21 protein-coding genes are annotated in these 25967 nt (G+C 27.7%); 9 read left to right on the top strand and 12 right to left on the bottom strand.

All coding sequences use genetic code 11. The features are described 5' to 3' along the window. Positions 1-305 precede the first annotated feature (305 nt). Both F811_RS0106520 and F811_RS0106515 read left to right on the top strand, forming a co-directional pair. Positions 306-1055 carry an ankyrin repeat domain-containing protein gene (locus F811_RS0106520; RefSeq protein ID WP_020004469.1) on the top strand — a complete coding sequence of 250 codons (750 nt, stop codon included), beginning with the start codon at positions 306-308 and terminating at the stop codon, positions 1053-1055. A 606-nt stretch (positions 1056-1661) separates the two neighbouring features. Further along, entirely contained in the window at positions 1662-2423 is a 762-nt protein-coding gene (locus F811_RS0106515) for an ankyrin repeat domain-containing protein (RefSeq protein WP_020004468.1), read from the top strand. A gap of 279 nt (positions 2424-2702) precedes the next feature. On the opposite strand, the gene F811_RS0106510 is transcribed toward F811_RS0106515, so the two are convergent. Then, positions 2703-3134: a PepSY-like domain-containing protein gene (locus tag F811_RS0106510; protein ID WP_020004467.1), complete on the bottom strand. Its 432-nt coding sequence runs from the start codon at positions 3132-3134 to the stop codon at positions 2703-2705. Between the two features lie 317 nt (positions 3135-3451). Here F811_RS0106510 and F811_RS0106505 point away from each other — a divergent pair, with 317 nt between their 5' ends. Then, positions 3452-4453: an FAD:protein FMN transferase gene (locus F811_RS0106505; protein WP_020004466.1), complete on the top strand. Its 1002-nt coding sequence runs from the start codon at positions 3452-3454 to the stop codon at positions 4451-4453. Here the strand turns inward: F811_RS0106505 and rsmD are convergent, their stop codons facing one another. The 5 genes from rsmD to F811_RS0106480 all read right to left on the bottom strand — a co-directional run bounded on the left by rsmD (position 4454) and on the right by F811_RS0106480 (position 9870). Then, the gene (gene rsmD, locus F811_RS0106500) at positions 4454-5023 is read right to left on the bottom strand and encodes a 16S rRNA (guanine(966)-N(2))-methyltransferase RsmD (protein ID WP_020004465.1); all 570 of its coding nucleotides are present in this window, start codon (positions 5021-5023) and stop codon (positions 4454-4456) included. A gap of 18 nt (positions 5024-5041) precedes the next feature. Further along, on the bottom strand, positions 5042-5716 hold the full coding sequence (locus F811_RS0106495) for a hypothetical protein (RefSeq protein WP_020004464.1): 675 nt from the start codon (positions 5714-5716) through the stop codon (positions 5042-5044). A 92-nt stretch (positions 5717-5808) separates the two neighbouring features. After that, positions 5809-6939 (bottom strand): homoserine O-acetyltransferase MetX, encoded by a 1131-nt coding sequence (metX, locus tag F811_RS0106490; RefSeq protein ID WP_020004463.1) that lies wholly within the window; start codon positions 6937-6939, stop codon positions 5809-5811. 80 nt (positions 6940-7019) lie between these two features. After that, the gene (locus F811_RS0106485) at positions 7020-8315 is read right to left on the bottom strand and encodes an O-acetylhomoserine aminocarboxypropyltransferase/cysteine synthase family protein (RefSeq protein WP_020004462.1); all 1296 of its coding nucleotides are present in this window, start codon (positions 8313-8315) and stop codon (positions 7020-7022) included. Between the two features lie 292 nt (positions 8316-8607). Beyond that, positions 8608-9870 (bottom strand): RtcB family protein, encoded by a 1263-nt coding sequence (locus F811_RS0106480; protein ID WP_020004461.1) that lies wholly within the window; start codon positions 9868-9870, stop codon positions 8608-8610. Positions 9871-10086: 216 nt separating this feature from the next. On the opposite strand from F811_RS0106480, the gene F811_RS0106475 reads away from it, so the two are divergent. The 4 genes from F811_RS0106475 to F811_RS0106460 all read left to right on the top strand — a co-directional run bounded on the left by F811_RS0106475 (position 10087) and on the right by F811_RS0106460 (position 17339). Beyond that, positions 10087-10995: an SPL family radical SAM protein gene (locus F811_RS0106475; RefSeq protein WP_020004460.1), complete on the top strand. Its 909-nt coding sequence runs from the start codon at positions 10087-10089 to the stop codon at positions 10993-10995. A 233-nt stretch (positions 10996-11228) separates the two neighbouring features. Further along, on the top strand, positions 11229-13403 hold the full coding sequence (locus F811_RS0106470; RefSeq protein WP_026364371.1) for a PTS sugar transporter subunit IIABC: 2175 nt from the start codon (positions 11229-11231) through the stop codon (positions 13401-13403). Positions 13404-13647: 244 nt separating this feature from the next. Further along, complete coding sequence (locus F811_RS0106465; RefSeq protein ID WP_020004458.1) at positions 13648-15453, top strand: methyl-accepting chemotaxis protein; 1806 nt, start codon at positions 13648-13650, stop codon at positions 15451-15453. A 419-nt stretch (positions 15454-15872) separates the two neighbouring features. Further along, positions 15873-17339 (top strand): SurA N-terminal domain-containing protein, encoded by a 1467-nt coding sequence (locus tag F811_RS0106460; RefSeq protein ID WP_020004457.1) that lies wholly within the window; start codon positions 15873-15875, stop codon positions 17337-17339. A gap of 88 nt (positions 17340-17427) precedes the next feature. Here F811_RS0106460 and F811_RS0106455 read toward each other — a convergent pair whose 3' ends face one another. Further along, entirely contained in the window at positions 17428-17796 is a 369-nt protein-coding gene (locus tag F811_RS0106455; RefSeq protein WP_020004456.1) for a DMT family protein, read from the bottom strand. A 746-nt stretch (positions 17797-18542) separates the two neighbouring features. Beyond that, positions 18543-19664, bottom strand: coding sequence for an IMP dehydrogenase (gene guaB, locus F811_RS0106450; RefSeq protein WP_020004455.1), 1122 nt, complete (start codon positions 19662-19664; stop codon positions 18543-18545). 281 nt (positions 19665-19945) lie between these two features. On the opposite strand from guaB, the gene F811_RS0106445 reads away from it, so the two are divergent. Further along, entirely contained in the window at positions 19946-21001 is a 1056-nt protein-coding gene (locus F811_RS0106445) for a hypothetical protein (RefSeq protein ID WP_020004454.1), read from the top strand. Positions 21002-21055: 54 nt separating this feature from the next. Here the strand turns inward: F811_RS0106445 and rbr are convergent, their stop codons facing one another. The 4 genes from rbr to F811_RS0106425 form a co-directional block, all read right to left on the bottom strand. Then, positions 21056-21589 carry a rubrerythrin gene (rbr, locus tag F811_RS0106440; protein WP_020004453.1) on the bottom strand — a complete coding sequence of 178 codons (534 nt, stop codon included), beginning with the start codon at positions 21587-21589 and terminating at the stop codon, positions 21056-21058. A gap of 49 nt (positions 21590-21638) precedes the next feature. Further along, positions 21639-22235, bottom strand: coding sequence for a superoxide dismutase (locus F811_RS0106435; protein ID WP_020004452.1), 597 nt, complete (start codon positions 22233-22235; stop codon positions 21639-21641). A gap of 166 nt (positions 22236-22401) precedes the next feature. Beyond that, a complete protein-coding gene (locus tag F811_RS0106430; protein WP_020004451.1) occupies positions 22402-23460 on the bottom strand; it encodes a hypothetical protein in 1059 nt (352 codons plus the stop codon). A 9-nt stretch (positions 23461-23469) separates the two neighbouring features. Then, positions 23470-24864: a DNA polymerase III subunit delta' gene (locus tag F811_RS0106425; RefSeq protein WP_020004450.1), complete on the bottom strand. Its 1395-nt coding sequence runs from the start codon at positions 24862-24864 to the stop codon at positions 23470-23472. A gap of 174 nt (positions 24865-25038) precedes the next feature. Between F811_RS0106425 and F811_RS0106420 the strand changes: the two genes are divergently transcribed. Beyond that, a partial coding sequence (locus tag F811_RS0106420; RefSeq protein WP_020004449.1) for a hypothetical protein occupies positions 25039-25967 on the top strand: 929 nt, incomplete at its 3' end.

Raw genomic sequence — 25967 nt, 5'->3', positions numbered from 1 at the left:
GTGGCACAGGCACAGCCCTCCTGCGGCGAGAACCTATATTCTCTCAACAGGCTCGGATACGTTTCGCGAAAGACTGCATTTTTAGGGTATATCCTATATTTAATAGTAATGTTTTTAATATAAAGTTCTAGCAGTTGCGTTTTTCGCGAAGCGTGCCTTTGGCAAAAACTTTTTTGTGCGACAAAAAAGTTGATAATTCTATATAAATTCCATCAGTTCACAAAGTTAAAAATTTTTTAGTATATATAAAATTATTTATTTTTATAGTATAATACTCGAAATTATTAATTACTATGAGGCAGTATATGAAAAAATTGTTATTAATTTCTTTTGTTTTAATGATCACTTTTATTGTTTCTTGCGGTAAAAAAGAAGAGGCTAGTGTAAGTATAAGTAATAATTCTGTGTATGTAAGCAGTCCAGATAATATTTATCATAAAACTTATACTAATGTTGTAAAGATACAGGGTAAATTTGTTAATATGAACTCTGCTTTATCCTATGCCAACAGGGAGGAAGGAGAATACAGTGAAGACTATGATATATTTGAGGCTATAGAAAATCATAGTTTAAAAAGAGTAATGGAATTAATAGAAAAAGGCGGAGATATTGATGAATCTTATTACGGCGATGACAGTATATACAGCGATTTTATGAATGATAGTTATTCTGCTAATGGTGCTACACCTTTGATATTTGCTGTATTTTACAGAGATTTAGGTATAATGAAATATCTTCTTGACAATGGAGCAGACCCTTATGTAAAAGATGATGACGGCTGGAATGCCTTTTTATGGGCTTGCGGTACTGGAAATGTTGATGTTATTAAAATGCTTGTGCAGTATGATCCTGATGTTGTAAACTCTAAAAATATGTATGATGCAAATGGGCTTCATATGGCTGCTTTGAATAATAATACAGAAGTATTTGAATATTTAGTTAGAGATTTAGGTTTTGATATAAACAGTACAGATGAAGACGGAGACGGAGTTTTATATTATGCCGATGAAGATGAGGCTATAGAAAAATTAAAAGAACTTGGTGCTAAAGAATGATTTTTTTAATGTAAGTTCTAGCAAATTCTCCGAATGGGATAGAGTTAATTAGCGAACAATCTTTATCATTAATAATATAAAAATTGTGAGTATATTCTTAAATATAGTTAAGATGAATAGACTTATTTCAAAACTAAATTTATTAATATTTATAAATTTTTATTTAATATTTTTTAATTATAGTTGGGGCTTTGCCCCAAACCCCAGTTCTTTTATTGGTATAAAAGAACCAAAAGAACTGCATTTTATAGCTTAAACATACAATTTATACAACATATAAAACATTTAATTAAGCTATAATTAATATTATTTAATTTAGTATAAAATAACAAACTTATAAAATTGTTTGTCAAGTACTTTTGAAACAAGTCTAATATATTAAAAAATCGAGCATCTAGCAAATTCGCTTAAGGTTGACATAGTCCTTGCTAGACCCAATTAGCAAACAATTTTTTATTAGCAACAACAAATAATAAATTGTGAGCGTCTGGCAAGTTTACTTGACAGACTCAATTAGCGAACAATTTTTTATTAATAATAATAGAAAATAATTTGTTTTTATTGTATAATACTTCACAAATTATTAATTACTATACGGCGGTGTTTATGAAAAGAATAAAAGTGTTAAAAACTATATTGTTAATTTCTTTATTATCAATTATTTTTATTATATCATGCAAGAAAAAAGAAGAGGTTAGTGTAAGTATAAGCAATAATTCTGTGTATGTAAGTAATCCTGATAATATTTATCATAAAACTTATACTAATGTTGTAAAGATACAGGGCAAATTTGTTAATATGAACTCTGCCTTATCCTATGCCAACAGGGAGGAAGGAGAATACAGCGAGGACTATGATATATTTGAGGCTATAGAAAATCATAGCTTAAAGAGAGTAATGGAATTAATAGAAGAGGGCGGAGATATTGATGAGTCCTATTATGGCGATGATAGTATATACAGCGATTTTATGAATGATAGTTATTCTGCTAATGGTGCTACACCTTTGATATTTGCCGTATTCTACAGAGATTTAGGTATAATGAAATATCTTCTTGACAATGGAGCAGACCCTTATGTAAAAGATGATGACGGCTGGAATTCATTTTTATGGGCTTGCGGTACTGGAAATGTTGATGTTATTAAAATGCTTGTGCAGTATGATCCTGATGTGGTAAACTCTAAAAATATGTATGATGCAAACGGGCTTCATATGGCTGCTTTGAATAATAATACAGAAGTATTTGAATATTTAGTTAGAGATTTAGGTTTTGATATCAATAGTACAGATGAAGATGGAGACGGAGTTTTATATTATGCTGATGAAGATGAGGCTATAGAAAAGTTAAAAGAATTAGGTGCTGAATAATAAAAATTGTGATGTTAAGTTAGCCAAAGTTGTATAGACTTGATTAGCAAATCATTTTTATTTGCATAAATGAGTGATTTTGTAAAAATATTAGATAAGTTTATTTGTATAATATTTTTTTGCGAACAATTTTTATTAACAATAATAAAAATAACTAGATGCTTTAGTGATAATATATGTAATACAAGTAATTAAATTGTTAAATATAAAAAGAGATGCTTAAAAAAACATCTCTTTTTTAGTATTTTTCATAAACCGTATTCTTTCATAAACCTTGCTTTAATCGTCCCATTTTTGTCCCATTAATTGTCCGTTAGCTGATACGAATAATTCCATCATATTATTAAGTTTTATTTTATAATTACCCCATTCTTTTTCTACATCTATCATTCTAGCCTGAGGATAAGTTCTTCTTACTGTATTAGCAACTGCCTGAGGCAATACGCTCATAGGTACTCCGTTATATTCTCCGTCTATATTAAGCCAAGTTCCATTGCCTGAAAAATCTATAGAAGCTCCGTTTGATAATTTAACTTCAAATTTTCCGTCATCTCTTTCTACTTTCCATATTTGTGCCTGAGGATAAACTCTTTTTATAAATGTTCTTGCTTTTTGAGGTAATGATGAAGCAGGTACTACCCAATCAGCAAAAAGACTTGAAGTTGAAACTATTGTTAATGTTATTAATAAAGCAAATAATTTTTTAGTCATATTTAATCTCCTTAATTTCTATTAATACCCTGTAAATTATCTTTACAATTATAAGTATAGCAGAAAAGTAATTAATGTCAATAGAATTTACTTTATTTTTACAATTTTTTTACAGAATAATTATTTTTTTATCAATATATACTACATATAAAACATTGCGTAAATATATATATAGCTTTTACATATGCTAGTAAATATTCTTTACTTTTATAGAATTTTTTATATATATTTTTATAAAAATTAAGTTAAAAATACCATTTTTACAATCATTTTTAATAAATGTTTTATTAAGTAATAAAAAACGTACGGATTTATTTATGAAAAATAAGATTTATTTTGCTATACCTATAATAGCATTAGCATTAATAATAGCAATTTCATTTTACAGAAGCAGAGATAAATACATAAGAACAACTATAATAATAAGCGATACAATACTCAATATAACAGCACAAACTTCAGATAAGGTTATGAATAAATTGACACAGGATATCACAAATGAGATTAACAGAATAGATAATATATTGAATCCTTATAATGCCAATTCTGAAATAGCTAAAATAAATAAAGAGAGTTTAAGCGGTAAAACTAATATATCAGTATCTGATGAGCTTTCCCATATATTTGAAACAGGTTTAAGATATTCCAAATTAAGCCCTTCATTTGATATAAGTATAAGACCTTTAATAGAGCTTTGGGGATTTGGAGTTAAAGAAAATCAAACAGTTCCGTTAAAGGAAGATATAGATAAGGCTTTGTCATATATAGATTATTCAGCTTTGAGTATAATAACCAATGATGACGGTAAAAAAATATTAAAGTTATCAAAGCCATTAACATTTGATTTTGGCTCATATGGAAAAGGCTATATAATAGAAAAGCTAAAAGAAGTATTTGCTAAAAATAATATAAAAAATTATTTAATAGACTATGGCGGAGATACATATGCCAATGGAGTAAATAGCAAGGGCAGCCCTTGGGTTATAGCAATAAGAAATCCTAGAAATGATGCTGACGGTTATTTAGGATTACTTGAAGCTACAAATTGTACCATAGTTACAAGCGGAGATTATGAAAGATATTTTACTCAGGACGGCACTAATTATCATCATATAATAGATGCTGAAATAGGATATCCTACCTACAATAGTATATCTGCTACAATAGTACATACCAATGCTGAAGAGGCTGATGCATTATCTACTACAGCATTTTTAATGGGTACTAACTTCTTTACAAATGAAGCTTTTAAATATAAAGAGGCTTATATAGTAACTCCAGAAGGCGAGCTTTATATTGTAACTAATGAAAGTTTTTAATTAATTTTTTATATATTTGAGTATTACCAAAATGCTCTCACCATAGCTTTTTACATCATAATGCATTATGTCTTTGATGAGACTTTTAAAATTTTCTGTTTCTAAGAAATTCTTATAATAATCAGCACCAAACTCTGCAGCTAAAACTCCGTCATCATTTAATAGTTTTCTCTCTATTATGGCGTTTAAGCAGTCAAAATATATATTTGAATGATATGGCGGGTCAAAGTATATTATATCAAATTTATCATTAGTTCTTTTTACATAATCTAAAGCGGATATTCTTTTTACTTTATAAAGTGTATTATCATTATCAAATATGGCTTTAGCATTTATAAATATAGTTTTTACAGCATCTCTGTCTATTTCTACAAGTGTAGCATGTTTAGCATTTCTGCTTAAAGCCTCAAAAGCAATAGCACCGCTTCCAGAACATAAATCAAGTAAAGTTTTACCTTCAGCATTGACTATATTGAAAAAAGCCTCTCTTACCTTTGACTGAGTAGGTCTGAAATCCCTTTTAGGAGTTACTATTTTTCTTCCCTTTTTATTTCCAGATATAATATACATATTTTTTCCAAATAATAATTATTTATACAAAACTCTAATCTGAGCAAAAGCAGCATTTACATTTAAATAAAGTATACTGTCATAAGTACCCATAACAAAGTTTGTCTCTCCAAAACTTACACTGTCTCCTGTAGGAAGAGATACGCTTCCAAAAGCACTTGAAGTCTTTATATGAACCTGCACTTTATCACTTATAAAAATAACAGTATCTGCAAATACCGTGTTTATATCTATAATTCTATTTCTATCTATTTCCAAATCGGATAAGTCTATAGTTTTAGTTTTGAAATACACATCATATTTAGTTCTCTTATTTTTAGGCACGCTGTCGCTTACATAATGCATTCCTACTAATATATATGCTCCCAAGAAAATTATAATCATTCCTATAATCATTCTAAATATTGGAGTATATAGTATAAAAGGCATATTAATATTAAAGCAGTATCTTATTAGTATATATATTCCAGCACCTATAACAAACAAACCTAAAAGAAGTTTAGAAGCATAAAAGCCTCTTCCAAAAATTAAAGCTATTCCCCAAGCTATTATTAAAAAAGAAACAATTATAGTAAATACAGGTGTATATGCCAATGCGGGAATATAAATATGAAAAACATACTGAAGCAATATGTAAGCACCTATTATTATTACAACACTTCCTATTAAAAACCTTGAAAATATCAATTTCATATCTCTAAATACCTTAAAAAATATATATATGTTTTTTATATACTAAACAATATTATCAAAAAAACAAGTGTTTTATAAAAAATATATATACTTTAACTATTTAAAAACTTCTTTATACATTTAGTTTGTTCTGGATTTTTTATTAAAAAAGCATCATGTCCGTAATTAGATTCTATTTCATAAAACTCTGTGTTTATATTAGCATGCTGATATGCCGAAACTATTTCAGCTGACTGAGTACTAGGATAGAGCCAATCAGATATAAATGATATAATAAGCACTTTATTAAGAGATACATTTTTCTTATTTTTAATTTTTTTTATATCATCTTTAGCATCAAAAAAATCCATAGCTTTAGTAAGATATAAGAAACTGTTGGCATCAAATCTGGCTGTAAATTTCTCTCCGTTGTAATGAAGATAATTTTCTACTTCAAAAGAAGGAGTAAAATATTTCAAAGCTTTTTTTCTTCTTCTTCCGAATTTTTTTCTCATATATTCTTCGCTCATATATGTGATATGTCCAAGCATTCTAGCCAAAGCAAGACCTTTATCTGGAGAAGACATTCCGTAATATTTTCCGCCGTACCATTCATTGTCTTCTGTTATAGCTTCTCTTGCTATTTCATTAAAAGCTATCTGCATAGGAGAATGAGTCATAGTACTTGCTATTATAATTGCTTTTTCCATCATTTGAGGATATGAAGCAGTCCATTGTAAAGCCTGCATTCCTCCCATAGAGCCTCCTATTACACAGTAAAGTTTTTTTATGCCTAATGAATCTATTAATATCTTTTGTACTTTTACTATATCTTTAATTGTAAATGTAGGAAAATCTGTTCCGTAATATAAATTACTATTTGGTTTTTTTGAAGAAGGTCCAGTGGTTCCGCTGCAGCCTCCTAAAACATTTGAACATATGACAAAATATTTATTAGTATCTATTGCTTTGCCTTTTCCTACAAAATTGCTCCACCAAGAAAGTACATCTGCATCGCCTGTAAATGCATGGCATATTAAAATGGCATTATTTCTATTGATATTTAAATGTCCTGATGAAGTATAAGCTATTGTAAGTTCTGATATTGAAGCTCCGTTTTCAAATTTAAATGCTTTATTATAGTGAAAAAATTTAAGATTAGTTTTTTCTTCTGTTATAGTTTGCTCTTTAATGTTTTCTTTTTTCTTTTTTTTATCTTTTATTATATTTTTTATATTCTTCATAAAATAGACCCCTGATAAATATGATTAATAAAAACAAGAGTGAATTATATTATTATCACCCTTGTTTTTTATGCTTATAATTATTTGCTTGCTATAGTTAGAGCTTCATCTAAATAATAAAGTATATCATCAATATGTTCTATTCCTATAGAAAGTCTGATGAAGTTTTTACTTATTCCACCCTTTATTAATTCTTCTTCTGATAATTGAGAGTGCGTAGTAGAAGCAGGGTGAGCAACCAAACTTTTTACGTCTCCTACATTAACTAAATGTGAGAATAGTTTTATATTGTCTATAAATTTAACAGCAGCTTCATATCCGCCTTTAATGCCAAATACAACCATTCCTCCGAATTTATCTTTTAAATATTTGCTTGCCAAAGCATATGAAGGATCATTTTTTAGACCAGGATATCTTACCCATTCAACTCTATTATCTTTTTCTAAAAACTCAGCAACTTTTAAAGCATTATAAGAATGTCTTTCCATTCTTAAAGATAAAGATTCTGTACCCTGAATAAATATCCAAGAATTATCAGGTGAAAGACAAGCCCCCAAATTTCTAAGAGGCACTGTTCTTACTCTCAAAGCAAAAGCAGCATTTTTAAGCTCATCAGGCAAATCATAAGCCCAGCGAAGTCCATGATAATTAGAGTCTGGTTTTGAAAATAAAGGAAACTTATCGCTTTGCCAATTAAAATTACCGCTGTCAGTAATAATGCCTCCTATAGCATTTCCATGTCCACCTATCCATTTAGTAAGAGAGTTTATTACTATATCAGCACCATGTTTAATAGTTTGCAAAAGATAAGGTGTTGTAAAAGTACCGTCTATTACAAGAGGTATTCCAGCGTTATGAGCTATTTCAGCTACTTTTTCAATATCTGTAAAATCAAGCGAAGGATTTGATATTGTTTCTATAAATATTAATTTGGTTTTATCAGTAATTGCATTAGCAAAGTTCTCTGGATTTTTGGCATCAACGAATTTTGTATTAATGCCGAATTTTGGAAGTATTGCACCAAACTGGGAATATGTTCCGCCGTAAAGACTAAATGCAGAAACTATTTCATCTCCAGCCTCGCATATCGTAATTATAGTATAAAATATTGCATTAGTACCAGATGACACAGCAATAGAAGCAAGTCCGCCTTCCATAGCAGTAATTCTTTTTTCTAGTACATCAGTTGTAGGATCTCCCATTCTTGAATATATATATCCAAGTTCTTTTAAATCAAATAAATCTGCTGCATGTTTAGAATCTCTAAATAAATATGAAGTTGTTCTGTATACTGGCACTCCTCTGCTTCCAAACTTATCATCAAAATCCTGACCTGCATGTGCTGCTATTGTTTCAAACTTTAATTCTCTTGACATATACTCTCCTTTTATTATTCTTAACTTACAAAAAATTTAATCGTATAAATTTAAAAATAAAAAAGCCGTCAAAAATTAATTTGACGGCTGAAATTACAAAATAAAAAAATATATTATATTATACAGCCATCATTATTAAACATACGCATTTGCATGAGACAAAGCATTTGATTCATAACGATGATTGATTTCATTTTTTATAATTCCTAAAATTAAATCTTAATTTTTTATAGTATATAATAATATATAATTATTTTCAATAGTAATTTAATGATTTTTTATATATTTATTTTTAAGAGGCTTTTATATTAAGTACTGGTTTTAATCTGTCTATTATATCTGCTGTAGGCATTATTAATTTTTCTATTTCCTTTGAATCTTTATATGCCTGAGGTGCTTCATCTAAAGTATTTTTTGATATGCTGCTTGAGTAAATACCTTTCATAGATTCTATAAAATCTTTCATATCTATTTGTTTTCTTGCCTGCATTCTTGAAAACACTCTTCCAGCTCCATGAGGTGCTGAAAAATTCCAATCTTCATTGCTTTTTCCATTGCATATTAGTATACCGTCACGCATGTTAAAAGGAATTATCATTTTTTCTCCCTTATAACTTCTTATAGCACCTTTTCTTATTATGAAATCTTCAAAATCTATAAAATTATGTATAGATGAAAAAGTATCTTCTAATTTTGTATTAAGAGAATCTTTTATAATGTTAAGCATAGCCTCTCGATTGATTTTGGCATAATACTGAGCTATTACCATGTCAATACAGTATTCAAACATTGCCTTACCATATATATAATCTCCGTTTCTTACTATTTCATTATACTCATTATATTCTTTTGTTGTTTTATCATTAGTATCATTTACACTATTAAAAAAATCTTTTGCTTCTTCTATTCTTTTTTTATTTTTTCTTACATGATATTGGCATACCATTGTACCGAAATTTCTTGAGCCTGAATGTATAGTAAGAAAGTAATCATTATTTATTGAACTTCCTATCTCTATAAAATGATTTCCTCCTCCTAATGTTCCTATAGAGTTATGAAACTTTTCTAAATCCATTTCTATTCTTTGGCATAATTTTTCTATATAGTCATTATCTATTTCAAAGAGTGCAAAGTCTGTATTATATCTTTTATTATAAGCAATTATAAAATTTCTCATAATTTCATTTAATTCTTTGAAATTAAAAAATGAATAATTACTTTTTTTATGAGTTTTAATACCCATAGGAATATTTTGTTTTATAGTTTTATCAATTTTTTCAAGCTCAATATTTTTTATATTATCATTTAATTTTGAGGTAAGCATTCCGCATCCTATATCAACTCCTATATGAAAAGGATTTACTCTGTCAGTTAAAGGCATTGTAAAACCTATTACTATACCCTTTCCAATATGAGTGTCCGGCATTATTCTTACCTTTACATTTTCGCTTGCTTTTTCATTTAAAATATTATAAATCAAAGAATAAGACTCTTCATCAACATTATCAGTAAATATTTTGCAGTCTTTATTGTATTTTCCTTTTAACTCTATCATGAAAGTATACTCCTTTCTTTAACTATTAATAATATTATAAATTATTATAATGTCAAAAATTGTCATTTATATGATATAGTAAAAAATTCTTAACTTTGTAAAATTTTATTAATATTTTAATAATAACCCTACTTGATAAAAATATTAATATACAGTATTATATATAAATACAATGTTTTAATATATTGTTTTAATATAATAAAAGAGATAAATTATATGATTAAATATAGAGAGATTAACTGCAAATCGGCTTTAAATAAAATAGATAATGAATACGGATTCTGCTATGATTTAAATATTTATAGAGGCTGTCTTCATAAATGCTATTATTGTTTTGCTGTGTATTCTCATAAATATATTAATTCAAAAGATTTTTTTGGCGAAATATTTGTAAAAAAGAATATTGCAGAAGTTTTGGAAAAAGAATTATCATCAAGAAATTGGAATAGAGATATTATTAATTTAGGAAGTGTTACAGATAATTATCAGGAAGCAGAAAAAGACTATAAACTTATGAGAGAAGTTTTAAAACTCTTGATAAGATATAAAACACCGATGTGCATATCCACAAAAAGCGATTTGATATTAAGGGATTTTGATTTGATAGATGAGCTTTCAAGTATAGTACCCGTAAGAATAGCAACCACTATAACAGCATTAGATGAGAAATTGTCATCATTAATAGAGCCTAATGTTATAAGTCCAGAGAGAAGATTAAATATATTAAAAGAGTTTAAAAAAACAAAAGCTATAACAGCAGTTCATACTATGCCAGTAATGCCTTTTATTACAGAAAATGAAGTAGAAAATATTTTTAAAAAAGTAAAAGAATATAATATAGACTATTGTGCTACAGATGTACTAAAATTAAGAGGAGAATGCAGAAAGATATATCTTAATTTTGTTAGGCGTACATTTCCAGAGCATTATAAAAAGTATTTGTATATTTACGGAACTGATGGACTTCTTAAAGATGAATATAAAGAAAAACTATACTCAAAAATAGAATCATTAGAAGAAAAATACAATATTACATACAAAACTAAAGAAGAGCTTAACACAGAAGACAGCGTTTATAATAGATATAAAAATAAAGTTATGGAAGAAGAGCCTAGCTTATTTTAAGTATTATTTAATATATTAAATCTATAATTAAACCTATTTTTTAATCAAATAAATACAGATATATTATTAATTGCAAAAATTATTGATAAAAATATATACAATTATAAAAAAATATATTATACTTATAATAAGAATTGATGTTTATATGTGATATTAGTATACATAATACTTTATTTTATCATGTCTCTCATATTCTTATCAAAAATATATTTTAATAATCTGGAGTTCTTTATATGAAGGATAAAATTTTCGGTGTACTGCAAAGGGTAGGAAGATCGTTCATGCTTCCTATAGCTGTGCTTCCTGTTGCAGGTTTGTTTTTAGGTATAGGTAGTTCATTAACTAATACCACAATGCTTGAAACCTATAATTTAATGGGTATCTTGGGTCCGGGTACTATTGCCTATGATATATTATCAGTATTAAGCGAGGCTGGTAATATAATATTTGGAAACCTGCCTATTATATTTGCTATGAGCGTAGCTATAGGTATGGCAAAAAAAGAAAAAGAGGTAGCTGCTTTATCTGGAGCTATAGCATTTTTTGTAATGCATGCTTCTATAGGTAAAATGATACAAGTTATGGGCGGAGCTGAAAAACTTTTGGCTGGATCTACTACTAATGTTGTAGGTATATTATCACTTCAAATGGGTGTATTCGGCGGTATTATAGTAGGTCTTGGAGTAGCTGCTTTGCATAATAAATATTATAATATAGAGCTTCCTCAAGTATTATCATTTTTCGGCGGTACAAGATTTGTTCCTATAATATCTTCTATAGTATTTTTAGTAGTAGGTATATTAATGTATTATGTATGGCCTCCAGTACAGGTTGTTATGAATAAATTAGGAGATTTAATAGCTGGTTCTGGTTATATAGGCACTTTATTCTACGGTATAATAGAAAGAGCATTAATACCTTTCGGACTTCACCATGTATTCTATACTCCATTATGGCAGACTTCACTCGGTGGTACTATGATGATAGACGGCAATTTGGTAGAAGGTGCTCAAAATATATTCTTTGCTCAGTTAGGCTCTCCTACAACAACTGCTTTCAGTGTTGAAGCTACTCGTTTTATGACTGGTAAATTCCCATTTATGATATTCGGTTTACCTGGTGCTGCTTTGGCTATGTATAAAACTTCAAGACCAGAAAAAAGACAGGTAGTAGGTGCTTTGCTTTTCTCTGCTGCTCTAACTGCTATGCTTACTGGTATTACTGAACCTATAGAGTTTACATTTATATTTGTAGCTCCTATATTCTATGCTATTCACTGTGTACTTGCTGGTATATCTTTCATGCTTATGCATATACTTCATGTTACAGTAGGTATGACATTCTCTGGCGGTTTTATAGACTTATTATTATTCGGTATAATACAAGGCAATGCTAAAACTAATTGGGTATGGATAGTAATAGTAGGTGTTGTTTATTTCTTTGTTTACTATTTCTTATTCTCTGCTTTAATTAAAAAATTCGACTGGAAAACACCAGGAAGAGAACCAGATACAGAAGAGCCTAAACTATATAGAAGATCTGATGTTGAAGCTGCTAAAAATGCAGTAAAAGAAGGCGAAGTATCTCCAGCCTCTAAATATGAAGAAGCTCCATTAATAACAGCAGGACTTGGCGGAAAGAAAAATATAAGCGATGTGGACTGCTGTGCTACAAGACTTCGTATAACAGTATTTGATGCTTCTAAAGTAGATGATTCTCTATTAAAACAAAGCGGTGCTGCTGGTATCATCAAAAAAGGTAATGGAATACAGGTAATATACGGACCTAAAGTTACTGTAATAAAATCAAGACTTGAAGATTATTTACATGATCCTATAAGCGATGAAGAAGTATCTGTTAATACTGCAAATACCGCAGCAGAACCAGTAAAACAGGAAGAAAAGAAAGAAGAACCTGCAGCAGATAAAAAATCTGAAAATAAGGCATCAGCTTTGGTAGATAAAGTATATGCCCCTATACAAGGTAATATAGTAAAATTAGAAAGTGTTAAAGATGAGGCATTTTCAAGCGGTGCTATGGGTAAAGGTATAGCTATTGAACCTAAAGAAGGCAAAGTATATGCTCCTTTTGATGGTATAATAGAAACAGCTTTCCCAACAAAACATGCTATAGGATTAACTTCCGATAAAGGAGTTGAACTTCTTATACATGTTGGTATGGATACCGTAAAATTGGGAGGTGCACACTTTATTTCACATATAGAAGAAGGACAAAAAATTAAAAAAGGTGATTTATTATTGGAATTTAATATAGAAAAGATAAGAGGAGCAGGATATCCTACACTTACTCCTGTTATAGTAACAAATTCTGATGATTATTCAGAAGTTGGTATTACAAGTGCTTCTTCTGTAAATGCAGGCGATGATTTGCTTGATGTTAAAAAATAAAAAATAAATAATCAATAATATAAGAATAGGGGAGTTATTAATTTAGCTCTCCTATTTTTTTATTTAATTTTTTTATTGCATTTTTTTTATTTTATTATTATATTAATTAATATAAATTTTTTTATTATTAATTAATAATATTTGATAGTGTTTCCGAGAAATGTTAATTTATTATAATTGAAGATAAAAATATATATTATATAGTAATTTATACCTTATAATTAAAATATTTGGAGAATTATTTATGAATGATAAGAAAAAGAAGTATGTATTAATGCTTAAATTTTTACTTCCGTTTGCTGCGTTTATAATAGTTATAGTTGTAGCATTGATGTTATATTTTATACCTAGGTACGAAAGAGAATTTGCCTTAGAGATAGAATCTAATATGTATAAGAATGAAACATCAGTTACTACTTGGCTTAATTATTATTATTCACAAATAGAAGTTTTAGCATCGTATTGTAAATATGAAACAGATTATACTCAAATGCTTGATTCTTTTAAAGAATTAGAAAGTATAAAAGAAGAGATTAAAAATATACATTTCAGCGGAACAGTATCATATAAAGACGGAGGATTATTGGTAATAGTATACGGAGATAATATAGAAGGATTTGACCAAACTACTAGAGAATGGTATATAGAAGCCAAAAAAAATCCTTCTAATATATTTATAAGTTCTCCATATGTAGATGCAGAAAGTAAGGAAACAGTTATTACTATATCCAAAGGCGTAACATTAAACGGCACTTTTATAGGTGTAATTGGTATAGATATATCTTTTAAAAAAATATCAGAACTTTTATTAAGCAATACTGACAGCAAATACTATATATCATTAGAAGATGGTCAGTTTCTTACCTATTCAGATAACTCTTTACTTTTCAATAAGCAAAGAACTATATATACAGAACTAAATGCTCCTAGACTAGATGGAAAAGATTATGTTTTTAATATTGGTAAATCCAAATGGACAGCTGTATATGATATACCAAATACTCCTTGGCTTTTAGTTGGAAATGGAAGTTCATCTTACCTTAGTAACAAAATAACTACACTTTCTATTATAATGGTTGTAGTTGCTATAGGATTTTTATTAATTCAGTTTATACTTGTTATGTTAAATGTTACTCCATTATCTCAAACTTTAGACAGAGCTATAGATGTTATTAAAAATATGACAGATAAACATTTCAATGCAGTATTTGAAGATAAATTATTAAAAAAGTCAGACCAAACAGGAGTTTTGGTTAACTCTATACAAGATATGCAGAAATCTCTTGGAAACTCTATACATTCTTTACAGGATTCATTAAATTTTATTAATAATGAAATAGATACAGTTTCTGACGGAAGTACAAATTTATCTGACAGAACTAATACTCAGGCTTCTTCTCTTGAGGAATTATCCAGTTTAATAGAATCTCTATCATCATCTCTTGATGAAACAAATATTCAGTCTAATGATGCTAAGGATATGAGCGTAAAAGTGGCAGACGCTACTAAAGTAGGAGTAGAATCATCTTCAGAAATTATAAGCAGTATGAGCGAGATATCTGAATCTAGTAAAAAAATATCAGAAATGACAAAACTTATACAGTCTATTGCCTTTCAGACAAATATACTTGCATTAAATGCAGCGGTTGAGGCGGCAAGAGCTGGAGATCAAGGTAAAGGTTTCGCTGTAGTAGCAAGCGAGATACGTTCTTTAGCTCAGAATGTTGATGAAACGGCTAAAAATATTACAAATACTATAAATGATGCACTTTCCAAAGTAGAGGCTGGAAATAAAGCTGTTGAAAACTCTTCAAAAATACTTAACGATATAGAATCTTTAGCACAGGATATGCTTACTAAATTAAGTTCTATATCTGAAAGGGCAGTTATGGAAGCAGATAGTATAAATCAGATTAATATTTCTGTAAGACAGCTTAATTCCATTACTGGTGAAAATAGCAATTTGGCAGAGGCAAATGCTAGTTCTACAAAAGAAGTAAGATCAAAAATAGAAGATATGGTTGAACAAATTAATAGTTTTAAATTCTAAATTTATATGGATACAAATTATAAAAGAAATGGCTTTTATATAGGCCGTTTCTTTTTTTATATATTTTTATCACAGAATATATACATAAATATAGTTTATTAATTTTGAGCTATTTATAAATGTAATTATAATAAATATAATAAAGTATTATTTGTTATTAAAATAAGTTTAAAATGTATGATAATAACTATATTTTATTTAAAAATACAGGTATTTTGCACAGCGTATGGTTGGTACTACACCATACCTAATGTACTTTCAAAGAACTGGTGTGCTACAAGATTTTATAAATTTTATATACTACAATATACTTAAATTTAATTTTGTAAAAACTTGAATTTTTTAAACTCTTCTTATATAATTAATACTTTATAATGTATTTTAACTAAAATAAATATAAAAATTAAGGATAAAAGATAATGTCATCTAGCAAGAAATTTGTACCAAAAAAGAAAAGCCCAGTAGTAAAAACTTTGCAATGGCTTGGAGTATCAGCTGTTTCAATACTTTTGATAGTGTATTTTTTAGTTGTAGATACCAGAGGAAGCCAGAGAACTCCTACTATAGGATCAGTTAATGGAACACCTATATATTACACAAGTACAAGCCCGTACGGAAGAGCTTTTAAGCAGATAGAGGCTTATTATCAGAGTTTAGGAATACAGATTAATAATGAAATGTATAAGTATATAGAAGATTTGGCTTTCAGACGTGCTGTTTCTACTATACTCTTAAATGATGTTGCTAGAAAAAATATCAATGTAAGCGATAATTTTATAGTAGATGCTATGAAAAGCGAGTTTATAGATACAAATGGGGTTTATAATGAAATGGCTTATGAATCATTTATTAAAAACTCTACTCAGGCAGAAAAATTGAGAATAGAAAAAGATTTAAGAGAAAGTATTTTATCTCAGACAGTAGCTTCTGAATTATTCAGCAGTATAAAAATTAATGCTCTTGATATGCAAAGAGAATATAAAAAGAATCTTACAAAAAGAGATATTGAAATGCTTTATATAGATGTTGCTGCTATAGTTCAGTCTAATGAAATAGCAGTTAATGATTTGGAGAAGTATTTTACAGACAATAAAACTAATTTTGTTCAGGCTGATGTATCTTGGATAATGCTTGAAAGCGGCGGAGTAGCTGATAATTTATACAAAACTTTAAAAGATGATATTACCTTATTTGAAAAAAGTGCTTTAGAAAAAGGGCTTAATACTAATAATTATAAATTAGGCTATATTACAAAAATGCAAATGCCTTCAGATGATTTTGCAAATAAAATATTCTCTGATAATAAAGGAGAAAAACTGCTTCAGCCAATATATGCTAACGGATATTATTATGTTGTTTTAGTTAATGATATAAGAATGCCTGAAAAATATACAGATGTTAATCAAGATGTATTAAAAAGAGAGTATTTAAATGCTAATATTAATACTCTTTTAGAAGCTGAAAAAACTAAACAGGCAGAAGTATTAAAAGCAGCAACTGCTAATGTTAATAATCTTCAGAGATTAAACGGAAACGGATATATAAGATATTATAAACCAGCTTCTCCTTTCTCTTATAATCAGGGAAGACTTAATACAGCTGACGGCACTATTATTCCAGATTCCTCTACAGAAAGTTTTTATAATCATGTATTTTCTCTTCAAACTAATACTGTAAGTGATGTTATAAAACTTGATAACGGAGTTGCTGTAATCAAATTAATATCTGAAGAAAAACCTAATATGGCAACTTTAGCTACTTTGAATGCTGCTACTAGAAACCGTATAAGAAGAGAATTATCTTCTCAAAGAATAAATAATATTCAAATAGAATGGGAAAATGAGCATATAGCAAAAGCTAGAGTAAAAAAACATAATATAAGATAAAATTTTATTGTTTAATTATAATAAAATATAATAAAAAAGAGGGCTTAAAAAAGTCCTCTTTTATTTTGTCAAAAATTATTTTTTTTAATTACTTTTTGAATATAAAAAATACTGCTAATATCAAACACAAAAAACCTATAAAATGATTTAATCTTAAAGTTTCTGTTTTAAAAAATACCACTGTAAATATTGTGAATATTGTTAAAGTTATAACTTCCTGCATTACTTTTAACTGCATAAGAGAGAAAGGTCCGCCGTTTCCAGAAAATCCTATTCTATTTGCAGGAACCTGAAAACAGTATTCAAATAATGCTATCCCCCAGCTTATTAATATTATGATAGGCAGTGATAGTTTTTCAAATCCTTTTATTTGACTGAATTTTAAATGTCCGTACCAAGCAAATGTCATGAATGTATTTGACATAATAAGAAGTAATATAGTACTTAGAGCTTTCATAATGATTTTTTATCCTCCGTTTACATTATGTAAAATATTTTTATTGATAAAATATTATAAATAAAAAAAAATTATTTTCTAGTTTAATTTTTTATATTTTAAAAAAAATTGTGAATTATTGTAGTTATTTAAAAACAAGAAAATTGTATTATATATAATGTATTTCTCTATATACTTAAATATAGTTATTTGTGGGGACTAGCCCTGCGAATCACACAGTCGTGCCGAACCCACACTTCTTTTGCCGTCCGCTCTGCGTGCTGTAGGCAAGGCACCTACTTGGTGGTGTCCCAAAGAAGCAGGCACAACCCACAGACGCGAATGACTGTATCTTTTAACAAAATATAGATTATAATACATTTTTAACTTATTTTATTAATACTCAATAATACTTTATACTATTATAAATTATAATTACATTCATAAATAAATAAAGTTTGACAAATTTTAATTGTTTAGGTATATACTAAAAATCATTTAAAAGGACTATTATAATAAAAATACCCCCATATTACAATGGGGGCAACAGTTTAATTAAATGAAGGTTATAAAATATAATGTATCAATTAAGGGATACAAAGTTGTTGACTACGATAATTTTTAAGTTCTCTAACTTTTGTTAGTATATTCTAACATTTATATGTGTTTTGTCAATACCATAATTGAAAAAATATATAAAAAAATCAACAATACCAAAAGATATTATTGATTTTTTATAATTTTTAATATTAAAGAAATAATTAATCTTAATAGTTAGGGGCTTTGGAAGTGATTTTTACATCATGAACATGGCTTTCTGCCAAACCCTGATTAGTGATTCTTATAAACTCAGCTTTTTCCTGAAGTGTTTTTATATCTTTAGCACCAATATATCCCATTCCAGAGCGTATTCCTCCTACTATTTGATATATAACATCAGCAACATGTCCTTTATATTCAGTAACACCTTCAATTCCTTCAGGTACAAATTTTGATTTGCTAACTACTTCGCTTTGGAAATATCTGTCTTTACTTCCATGTATCATAGCACCTACAGAACCCATTCCTCTATAAGGCTTATACTTTTTACCATCTATTATAATAACGTCACCAGGGGCTTCATAAGTAGATGAGAATAATCCTCCAGCCATAACAGCATCAGCACCTATAGCAAATGCTTTTACTATATCTCCAGAGTATTTTATTCCTCCGTCTGCGATAGAGCCTACATTATTCTTTTTAGCAACTTCAGAAGCGTCATGTATAGCTGTAAGCTGAGGAACACCAACACCTGCTATTATTCTTGTAGTACATATTGATCCTGCTCCTATACCTATTTTTATAGCGTCTACTCCAGCATCAATTAATGCTTTAGCTCCGTCTGCTGTAGCAATATTACCTGCTATTACCTCTACTTGTTTGTATTTATCTTTTATTTCTTTTATAGCTGTAAGAACATTTTTTGAATGTCCATGTGCTGTATCTATAACTATTAAATCAACTTTAGCTTCTATAAGTTTTTCTATTCTCTCATATCTGTCTTCGGATATACCAATGGCGGCCGCTGCAATTAAAGAACCGTCAGCAGAAAGGCTTGCTTTTTCTTTATCTTCTATATCTTTAAAATTTTTAACCATTTCTACTTCTTTTGCCTGCTGTTCAAGGGACATGTTTTTATGTATAACACCTAATGCTCCGCATAATGCCATTGCTATTGCCATTTTGGATTCTGTTACTGTATCCATAGGGGAACTTATCAAAGGAGTATTTAATGTTATTTTGTTTGTTAGTTTTCTTCTTAATGAAACATCTTTTGGTAAGATATCAGATTCTTGCGGTACTAATAATACGTCATCAAATGTTAATGCTTCTCTCATCTTTATGGACATAAGTTTTTCCTCTTTAATTATTTTAGATATGAATTTGAATAAATAGATATTTTAATAAACTATTTTATAATAAAAATATTTTAATTGCAATTATTTTTTATATAATATTAATAAATATTTTTTAGTATTTATACATGTATTAAATGTCTTATTATAATATAAAGTTATGTAAAAAATATTTATATATTCTAAATTTTTAAGTAAAATATATTTACAAAAGTGTAAAAATATATTATATTATAAGTGTAAAGAAAATTTACTGAACCTTTTGGAGGGGTAAAATGACTATAACTTATAAAAATAATGATTTATTTTCTATATATGATAATTACTTGAAAGATTACAATACTTCTGTAAATGATATACTCGCTTCAGCGGTGAATGAGACGAAAAAATTAGAAAAGAATATGCATAATTCATCTAATGAAGATATAAAAAATATAGAAGATATATTAATTAAACTTTCTTTAGCTGCTAGAATGTATTTAATACAATGCTTTGATAGTGTAAATTCAAGAGATTTATCATTTACTAAAAAATTAAGATATTCAAAAGAGCTTATTGATTATTCTTTAAAAGTTGTAATAAGATATATAAAAAACATAAAAAATGAGGATATTAATTTTAATAATATTTCTGTATTAAAAAATAATGATAGTATATCTCATAGCATCAGAGTATTTTTTACTATTATAAAGTTTATGAAATATTATAATGATAGTATAAATAATAATATAGTTATAGATATAAAAAATAATTTTAGAAAAAGATATTCTGGATATTATAAAAGCATATTAAAAAGATTTCATATTAATAAAAATATATCAAAATTAGAACATGTTTATAAATACGGTTTGAGAGAGATTTTGTTTAATGAAATGATTAATATTTCTTTAGCAGCATTTTGGCATGATATAGTAAATTTCAATATATCAGATGAATATAATTCTATGAGATGTTATTCATATTTAAAACATTTTTTAAAATATAATGATGATGTTTCATTGATAGTAGGGCTTCATAATGAATATTACGGATATGGAGACGGTATATTTTTAAACTACTATAATGCTATAATAAACACTAAACCATTCTTTAAGCCTTATTATATTGTTAGTTTTGATTATACTGATAGTTTAAAATTAAGTTCTCTATCATATTTCCCTTCAAAGATTTTGGAGATAGTTAATTTATTTGATAATATATTGTATTCAAATGGTGATTGTTCAGATTATAATGATGTTTTAATATATATAAGAGAGAACTATTTAGAAAAAGAAGTAAGAATTGATCCCATAATATTTGATATATTTTCTTCTTTTGTTATTAATATATAAAAAAAGGGGGTTTTTACGCCCCCTATTAATCTTAAAAGTCCATTACATTATTAATTAAAAGTTTTCAACACGTACTTCAAAGAATTTTTTAGCATGTTTACAAACTGGGCAAAGTTCTGGAGCTTCTTCACTTTCAACTATGAAACCGCAGTTTCTGCATTTCCATTGAACTTTAGTAGCTTTTTTGAAAACGCTTCCATTTTTTACAGCTTCTCTTAATTTAGCATATCTTTCTCTGTGTTCTTTTTCAACATCACCGATTAATTTCATAGAACGAGCTATTTCATCAAAACCTTCTTCAGTAGCTTCTTTAGCCATTCTTGGGTACATATTTTCGTATTCTTCATTTTCGCCTTCCCAAGCAGCTTGTAAGTTTTGAAGAGTGTCGCCTATACCATTAAGATATTTGAAGTGTATTTTAGCATGTTCTCTTTCATTTTCAGCTGTTTCAAGGAAAATAGCAGCGATTTGTTCATAACCTTCATTTCTTGCTACGCTAGCGAAATAAGTATATTTGTTTCTAGCCATAGATTCACCAGCAAAAGCTTCATTTAAGTTTTTTTCTGTTTTTGTACCTTTTAAATTCATTTTAATTCTCCTTTTTTTAATTAAACAAAATTATATAAAATTAATAAAATTATTTAGCTGATTTAATTCTTTCTGCTACATAATCCCAGTTTACCAAATGATCAACAAAAGTAGTTAAAAAGTCTGGTCTTCTGTTTTGATAATCAAGATAATAAGCATGTTCCCAAACATCACAAGTTAAAACGCCATGTACTTTATCAGCAACTGGGTTCATAGCATTAGCATATTTTCTAACTTCTAGTTTACCATTATTCATAACAAGCCAAACCCAGCCAGAACCAAATTGAGTTTTTCCGCCTGTAGTGAATGCTTCTTTAAAAGCGTCAAAAGAACCAAAATCTGCTTCTATTTTTGATTTTACTTCTGCAGGTATTGATACATCTTTTTTAAGCATTTTGAAGAACTCTTCATGGTTATAAACCTGACCAGCATTATTAAATACTGCTTGTTTGTCAGCATTGTTATATGATAGAGTTATTAATTCTTCAATGCTTTTTCCTTGTAATGAAGAATCTTTAGATACTAAATCATTAAGAGTTGTTACATAAGTATTTAAGTGTTTTCCATGGTGGAAATCCAATGTATTTGAAGACATATATGGTGCTAAGTCTTCTTTAGCATAAGGTAATTTCATTAATTCAAACATATATTTTTACTCCTTCATTTTATTATTATATTAATAATAAACCTATTTTAAATTAATGTCAAGTATTTATTAAATAATATTTATATCTTATTAATATTTATTACTATTAATAAAATAAAGGCATACCTTTTACGGCATGCCTTTTATATTAGTAACTAATTAAAGATTAATTAGCTGTTTCTGTTGTTTCTGTAGCAGCAGTATCATCTGTTGTTTCAGTAGTAGCATTTGGATCAGCAGCTTCATTCTCATAATCTCTGTAGACTGGTCTAACATCTCTGCTTAATATTTCATCTTCAGTTTGACCATAAGTAAAGCCTAATTCATCGTAATATTTAGAATATGTTGTTCTAAATCTGTCAGAAGTAGTGTATAATACTTTATGGTATTTAGTGATTAATAATTTATATTTAGCTGTTTTTATATTTTCATCAGCTGTTTTTAAAGTAGTTAAATCCCAAAGATTATTAAACATTTCATTTAAGAAATAAACTTTACTTACATCACTATTTTGATTGATAGTAGCCAAATTGTAATTAACACCAGCTAAATAAGTGTTTAACATAATTAAGTTAGTAGTATCATTTTTAGAAGAGCTTTCATTATGTAAAGCATTCATTAAATGATATCTGCTTTTAGCATAATATCCTGCACTTCCTTTAAATAGGTTGAAAATACCAGCATAAAGATTTAATTCATAATCTGCTTGTATTAATTCATTAGTTTTTCCAAGTATTTCATATATAGGTTTGATTTCATCGTAAAGTCTGAAAGATTTATCTAATTCAGAAAGAGCCAAATCTACATTATTATCATTAGCTATAGGGTTAGCAACTAAATCATAATAATATACAGCATTATAGAACATTTCATTAGTATCAGTGAAATTAACATTAGTATAATGCTCTAATATTTTATTAGCTTTGTAAAGTACTCTAAAAAGATAATCTTCTTTTATTTTAGTAAGATTAGTTTGAAGAAGATTATATTCTCTATCAAGAGTAGCATCATCAGTATTTCTTAAATCAGTAAAAGAAGGGGCAAAAGGTGTTATTCCCTCTACTGTATCAACTTCTGATGATTCTTGATTTTCTTCAGTAGTAGCAGTTTCAGTAGTTTGTTCTGTGGCAGCAGCATCTGTAGTTTCTGCTGTAGTTTCATCCTGAGCGTATACTGGACTTAACGCTAGAATCATTACGCTTAATACAAGAAATAGTTTTTTCATGTATAACTCCTATATGTTTTTATTATAATTGTGTAACCAAGTATAAATACTGCTTAAAGTTTTATAGAGCAGCATTTTAGGTTGAGTATTTGTATTAATTAGAGTATTGATTGTAGAATCTAATTCATCAATAGTCCATACAATACTTTCATCTGAAATAGAACTTGGAAATACATAATTTCTATCTTCTATTTCAAGATATTTATCTTCTAGGGATTTTTTCAGAATATTAATCATTTCTCTAAAGGTATCAGCTATCTCATAATCGCCTTCGCTTAGCATAGTTGTTAGGGAGGCTATTTGAGAAGGGCTATTATTTAGAGAAGCGTCCATAAAAGATAACAATACTTTGTATATATTATCGCTTGTATTTGATTTTTTGTCAAGTACATATTTTATAGCTTTGGCTACACTTCCGTAAGAATTTTCCAGTGCAAGGGCTGTTTTTTCCTCGTTTAGCCTCAATCTCTTCATTAATATAGATCTTAAGGTATTTTCTGACAAAGAAGAAAATTTTAATTCCATCATACGAGATCTTAGAGGTTTCATACCGTCCTGAACCAGTTTATTAGCATCAGAAGTTATTAGAATAAATATATTATTGTCTGAAGGCTCTTCTAATGTACGTAAAAATATATTAGGAGCCCTCTTATCCATTAGTTCTATACCTTCTATGATAACAATTCTTTTACTTGATATTCTCGGCTTTCTGTAAGTTATCTCTATAATATTTCTTACTGTATCAAGAGGTATTACTGTATGAATGATATTATAATATATTTTTTTTAAAGCATCGAAAAAATCACCTTCTATTGATAATTTTTTCTTTCCGCCTTTATTTTTAGCTATATTCAAGGCTTCTTTTGATTTATTTCTAAATATAGAATCTATAAAATCAGCATTATCAGCATTTAATTCATTTAGTGTGTAATTTACAGCTAAATAATAAGGTTCTATTAAGGCATATCTAGAACTTTCTTTTTTATTTCCAAGCATATATTCTTTTGGTTCGCTTGACGGATAATTATCATAACTATCAAAAAGCATAGTTTCTACTTTATAAAGTATAGACCTGCAGGCTGAGTAAAAATTATTAAATAAATGAGGAAGTTTATATTCTAAATACTGATTAAAATATATTTCAGCATTTCTAAATCTTTCATCTGTAGCTGCTACTATAACATCTGGGTGTTTATATTGATCTATCATTTTGCAGGATTTACATTCATCGCAGTATGTTCCATTTCCTCTTTCACATAGTATAGCTTTAGCATAATTCAAAGCACTTTCAAATTTGCCAACCCCCTCATCTCCGTAAAAAAGATAGGCATGATGAAGTCTTCCGCTTTTATATATTCCAGCCATTATTTTTAAAGGCGTTGTTTGTCCAAGTACTTTAGCCAATATCAGAACCTCTTATTAAATACTAAATATATATATAAATCATAAATAAAATTATATCAACAATAATTTTTTTGTTAAAATAAATTATAAGACTTACAATGACGATATTTTATTATAGTGTTTAATTTTTTATTTTTTATTATATTATAACAATATAAAAACAAGGAATTTTTAATGGCTTCAAATAACGATATGATAAACGAAAAAGACAGTCTTAACCAAGAAAATAATGAAGATAAATCTTTAAATGAAATATCTGAAAATTTGGAAGAAAAAGAGAATATTTCAAAGCTTCAAGATGAATTATTAGAAAGTATCGAAGAGAAAATAGAAAAAAATAATTCGGTATATAATAGCATAATGCTTGAACAGAATTTGAAAAATTTTAAAGAAATATCTAGTTTGAGGAAAAATCAAAAGGATTTAGAAGATTCTCTTTCTAAAAATATAAATGAAGCTATTAAAGAGAATAATATTAAATATGATGAACTTATTAATAATTTAGGCATTAAATTAGATGAACATAAAGAATATAATAAAAATAAACTGGAATATTTATCTAAAGAGATAGAAAGCGGCAAAGAAGAAGAAAAAGAAAATATCTCTAAATTAAAAGAAGAGCTTCAGGAAAGTATTACAGAGAAAATAGAAAAAAATAATATAAATAATAATTCTGTAATGTTGGAACAAAATTTAAAAACTTTTAAAGAATTTTCAAGTTTAAGAAAAATTCAAAAAGATTTAGAAACTTCCATAAAAGAAAATAACAGCAAATATGATGAGCTTATTAATAATTTAGGCAGTAAGTTTGACAGCAGTGTAGAAGAGGCTAAAAAAGAATTAGATAATTTAAGTTCTAAACTAGAAGAACAAAAAGAATATAATCAAAACAAGTTAGAAGAATTATCTAGTCAAATAGAAAGCAGTAAAGAAGAACAATCAAAGTTTTTTGAAGAAGATAAAGAAAATATTTCTAAATTAAAAGAAGAGTTAGAAGAAAGTATTACAAAGAAAATAGACAGTAACAATGCTAACTATAATAATGTAATGCTAGAACAGAACCTAAAAACTTTCAAGGAAATATCTGGTTTAAGAAAAAGTCA

This window comes from Brachyspira innocens ATCC 29796 (assembly GCF_000384655.1).
Classification (GTDB): domain Bacteria; phylum Spirochaetota; class Brachyspiria; order Brachyspirales; family Brachyspiraceae; genus Brachyspira; species Brachyspira innocens.
This window is presented reverse-complemented; position numbering and strand designations above follow the sequence as displayed.

What these genes read in the sequence shown, in the direction of transcription:
- F811_RS0106520 (WP_020004469.1), top strand. Translation starts at nt 306, where the DNA reads ATGAAAAAATTGTTATTAATTTCTTTTGTTTTAATGATCACTTTTATT.
- F811_RS0106515 (WP_020004468.1), top strand. Translation starts at nt 1,662, where the DNA reads ATGAAAAGAATAAAAGTGTTAAAAACTATATTGTTAATTTCTTTATTA.
- F811_RS0106510 (WP_020004467.1), bottom strand. Translation starts at nt 3,134, where the DNA reads ATGACTAAAAAATTATTTGCTTTATTAATAACATTAACAATAGTTTCA.
- F811_RS0106505 (WP_020004466.1), top strand. Translation starts at nt 3,452, where the DNA reads ATGAAAAATAAGATTTATTTTGCTATACCTATAATAGCATTAGCATTA.
- rsmD (WP_020004465.1), bottom strand. Translation starts at nt 5,023, where the DNA reads ATGTATATTATATCTGGAAATAAAAAGGGAAGAAAAATAGTAACTCCT.
- F811_RS0106495 (WP_020004464.1), bottom strand. Translation starts at nt 5,716, where the DNA reads ATGAAATTGATATTTTCAAGGTTTTTAATAGGAAGTGTTGTAATAATA.
- metX (WP_020004463.1), bottom strand. Translation starts at nt 6,939, where the DNA reads ATGAAGAATATAAAAAATATAATAAAAGATAAAAAAAAGAAAAAAGAA.
- F811_RS0106485 (WP_020004462.1), bottom strand. Translation starts at nt 8,315, where the DNA reads ATGTCAAGAGAATTAAAGTTTGAAACAATAGCAGCACATGCAGGTCAG.
- F811_RS0106480 (WP_020004461.1), bottom strand. Translation starts at nt 9,870, where the DNA reads ATGATAGAGTTAAAAGGAAAATACAATAAAGACTGCAAAATATTTACT.
- F811_RS0106475 (WP_020004460.1), top strand. Translation starts at nt 10,087, where the DNA reads ATGATTAAATATAGAGAGATTAACTGCAAATCGGCTTTAAATAAAATA.
- F811_RS0106470 (WP_026364371.1), top strand. Translation starts at nt 11,229, where the DNA reads ATGAAGGATAAAATTTTCGGTGTACTGCAAAGGGTAGGAAGATCGTTC.
- F811_RS0106465 (WP_020004458.1), top strand. Translation starts at nt 13,648, where the DNA reads ATGAATGATAAGAAAAAGAAGTATGTATTAATGCTTAAATTTTTACTT.
- F811_RS0106460 (WP_020004457.1), top strand. Translation starts at nt 15,873, where the DNA reads ATGTCATCTAGCAAGAAATTTGTACCAAAAAAGAAAAGCCCAGTAGTA.
- F811_RS0106455 (WP_020004456.1), bottom strand. Translation starts at nt 17,796, where the DNA reads ATGAAAGCTCTAAGTACTATATTACTTCTTATTATGTCAAATACATTC.
- guaB (WP_020004455.1), bottom strand. Translation starts at nt 19,664, where the DNA reads ATGTCCATAAAGATGAGAGAAGCATTAACATTTGATGACGTATTATTA.
- F811_RS0106445 (WP_020004454.1), top strand. Translation starts at nt 19,946, where the DNA reads ATGACTATAACTTATAAAAATAATGATTTATTTTCTATATATGATAAT.
- rbr (WP_020004453.1), bottom strand. Translation starts at nt 21,589, where the DNA reads ATGAATTTAAAAGGTACAAAAACAGAAAAAAACTTAAATGAAGCTTTT.
- F811_RS0106435 (WP_020004452.1), bottom strand. Translation starts at nt 22,235, where the DNA reads ATGTTTGAATTAATGAAATTACCTTATGCTAAAGAAGACTTAGCACCA.
- F811_RS0106430 (WP_020004451.1), bottom strand. Translation starts at nt 23,460, where the DNA reads ATGAAAAAACTATTTCTTGTATTAAGCGTAATGATTCTAGCGTTAAGT.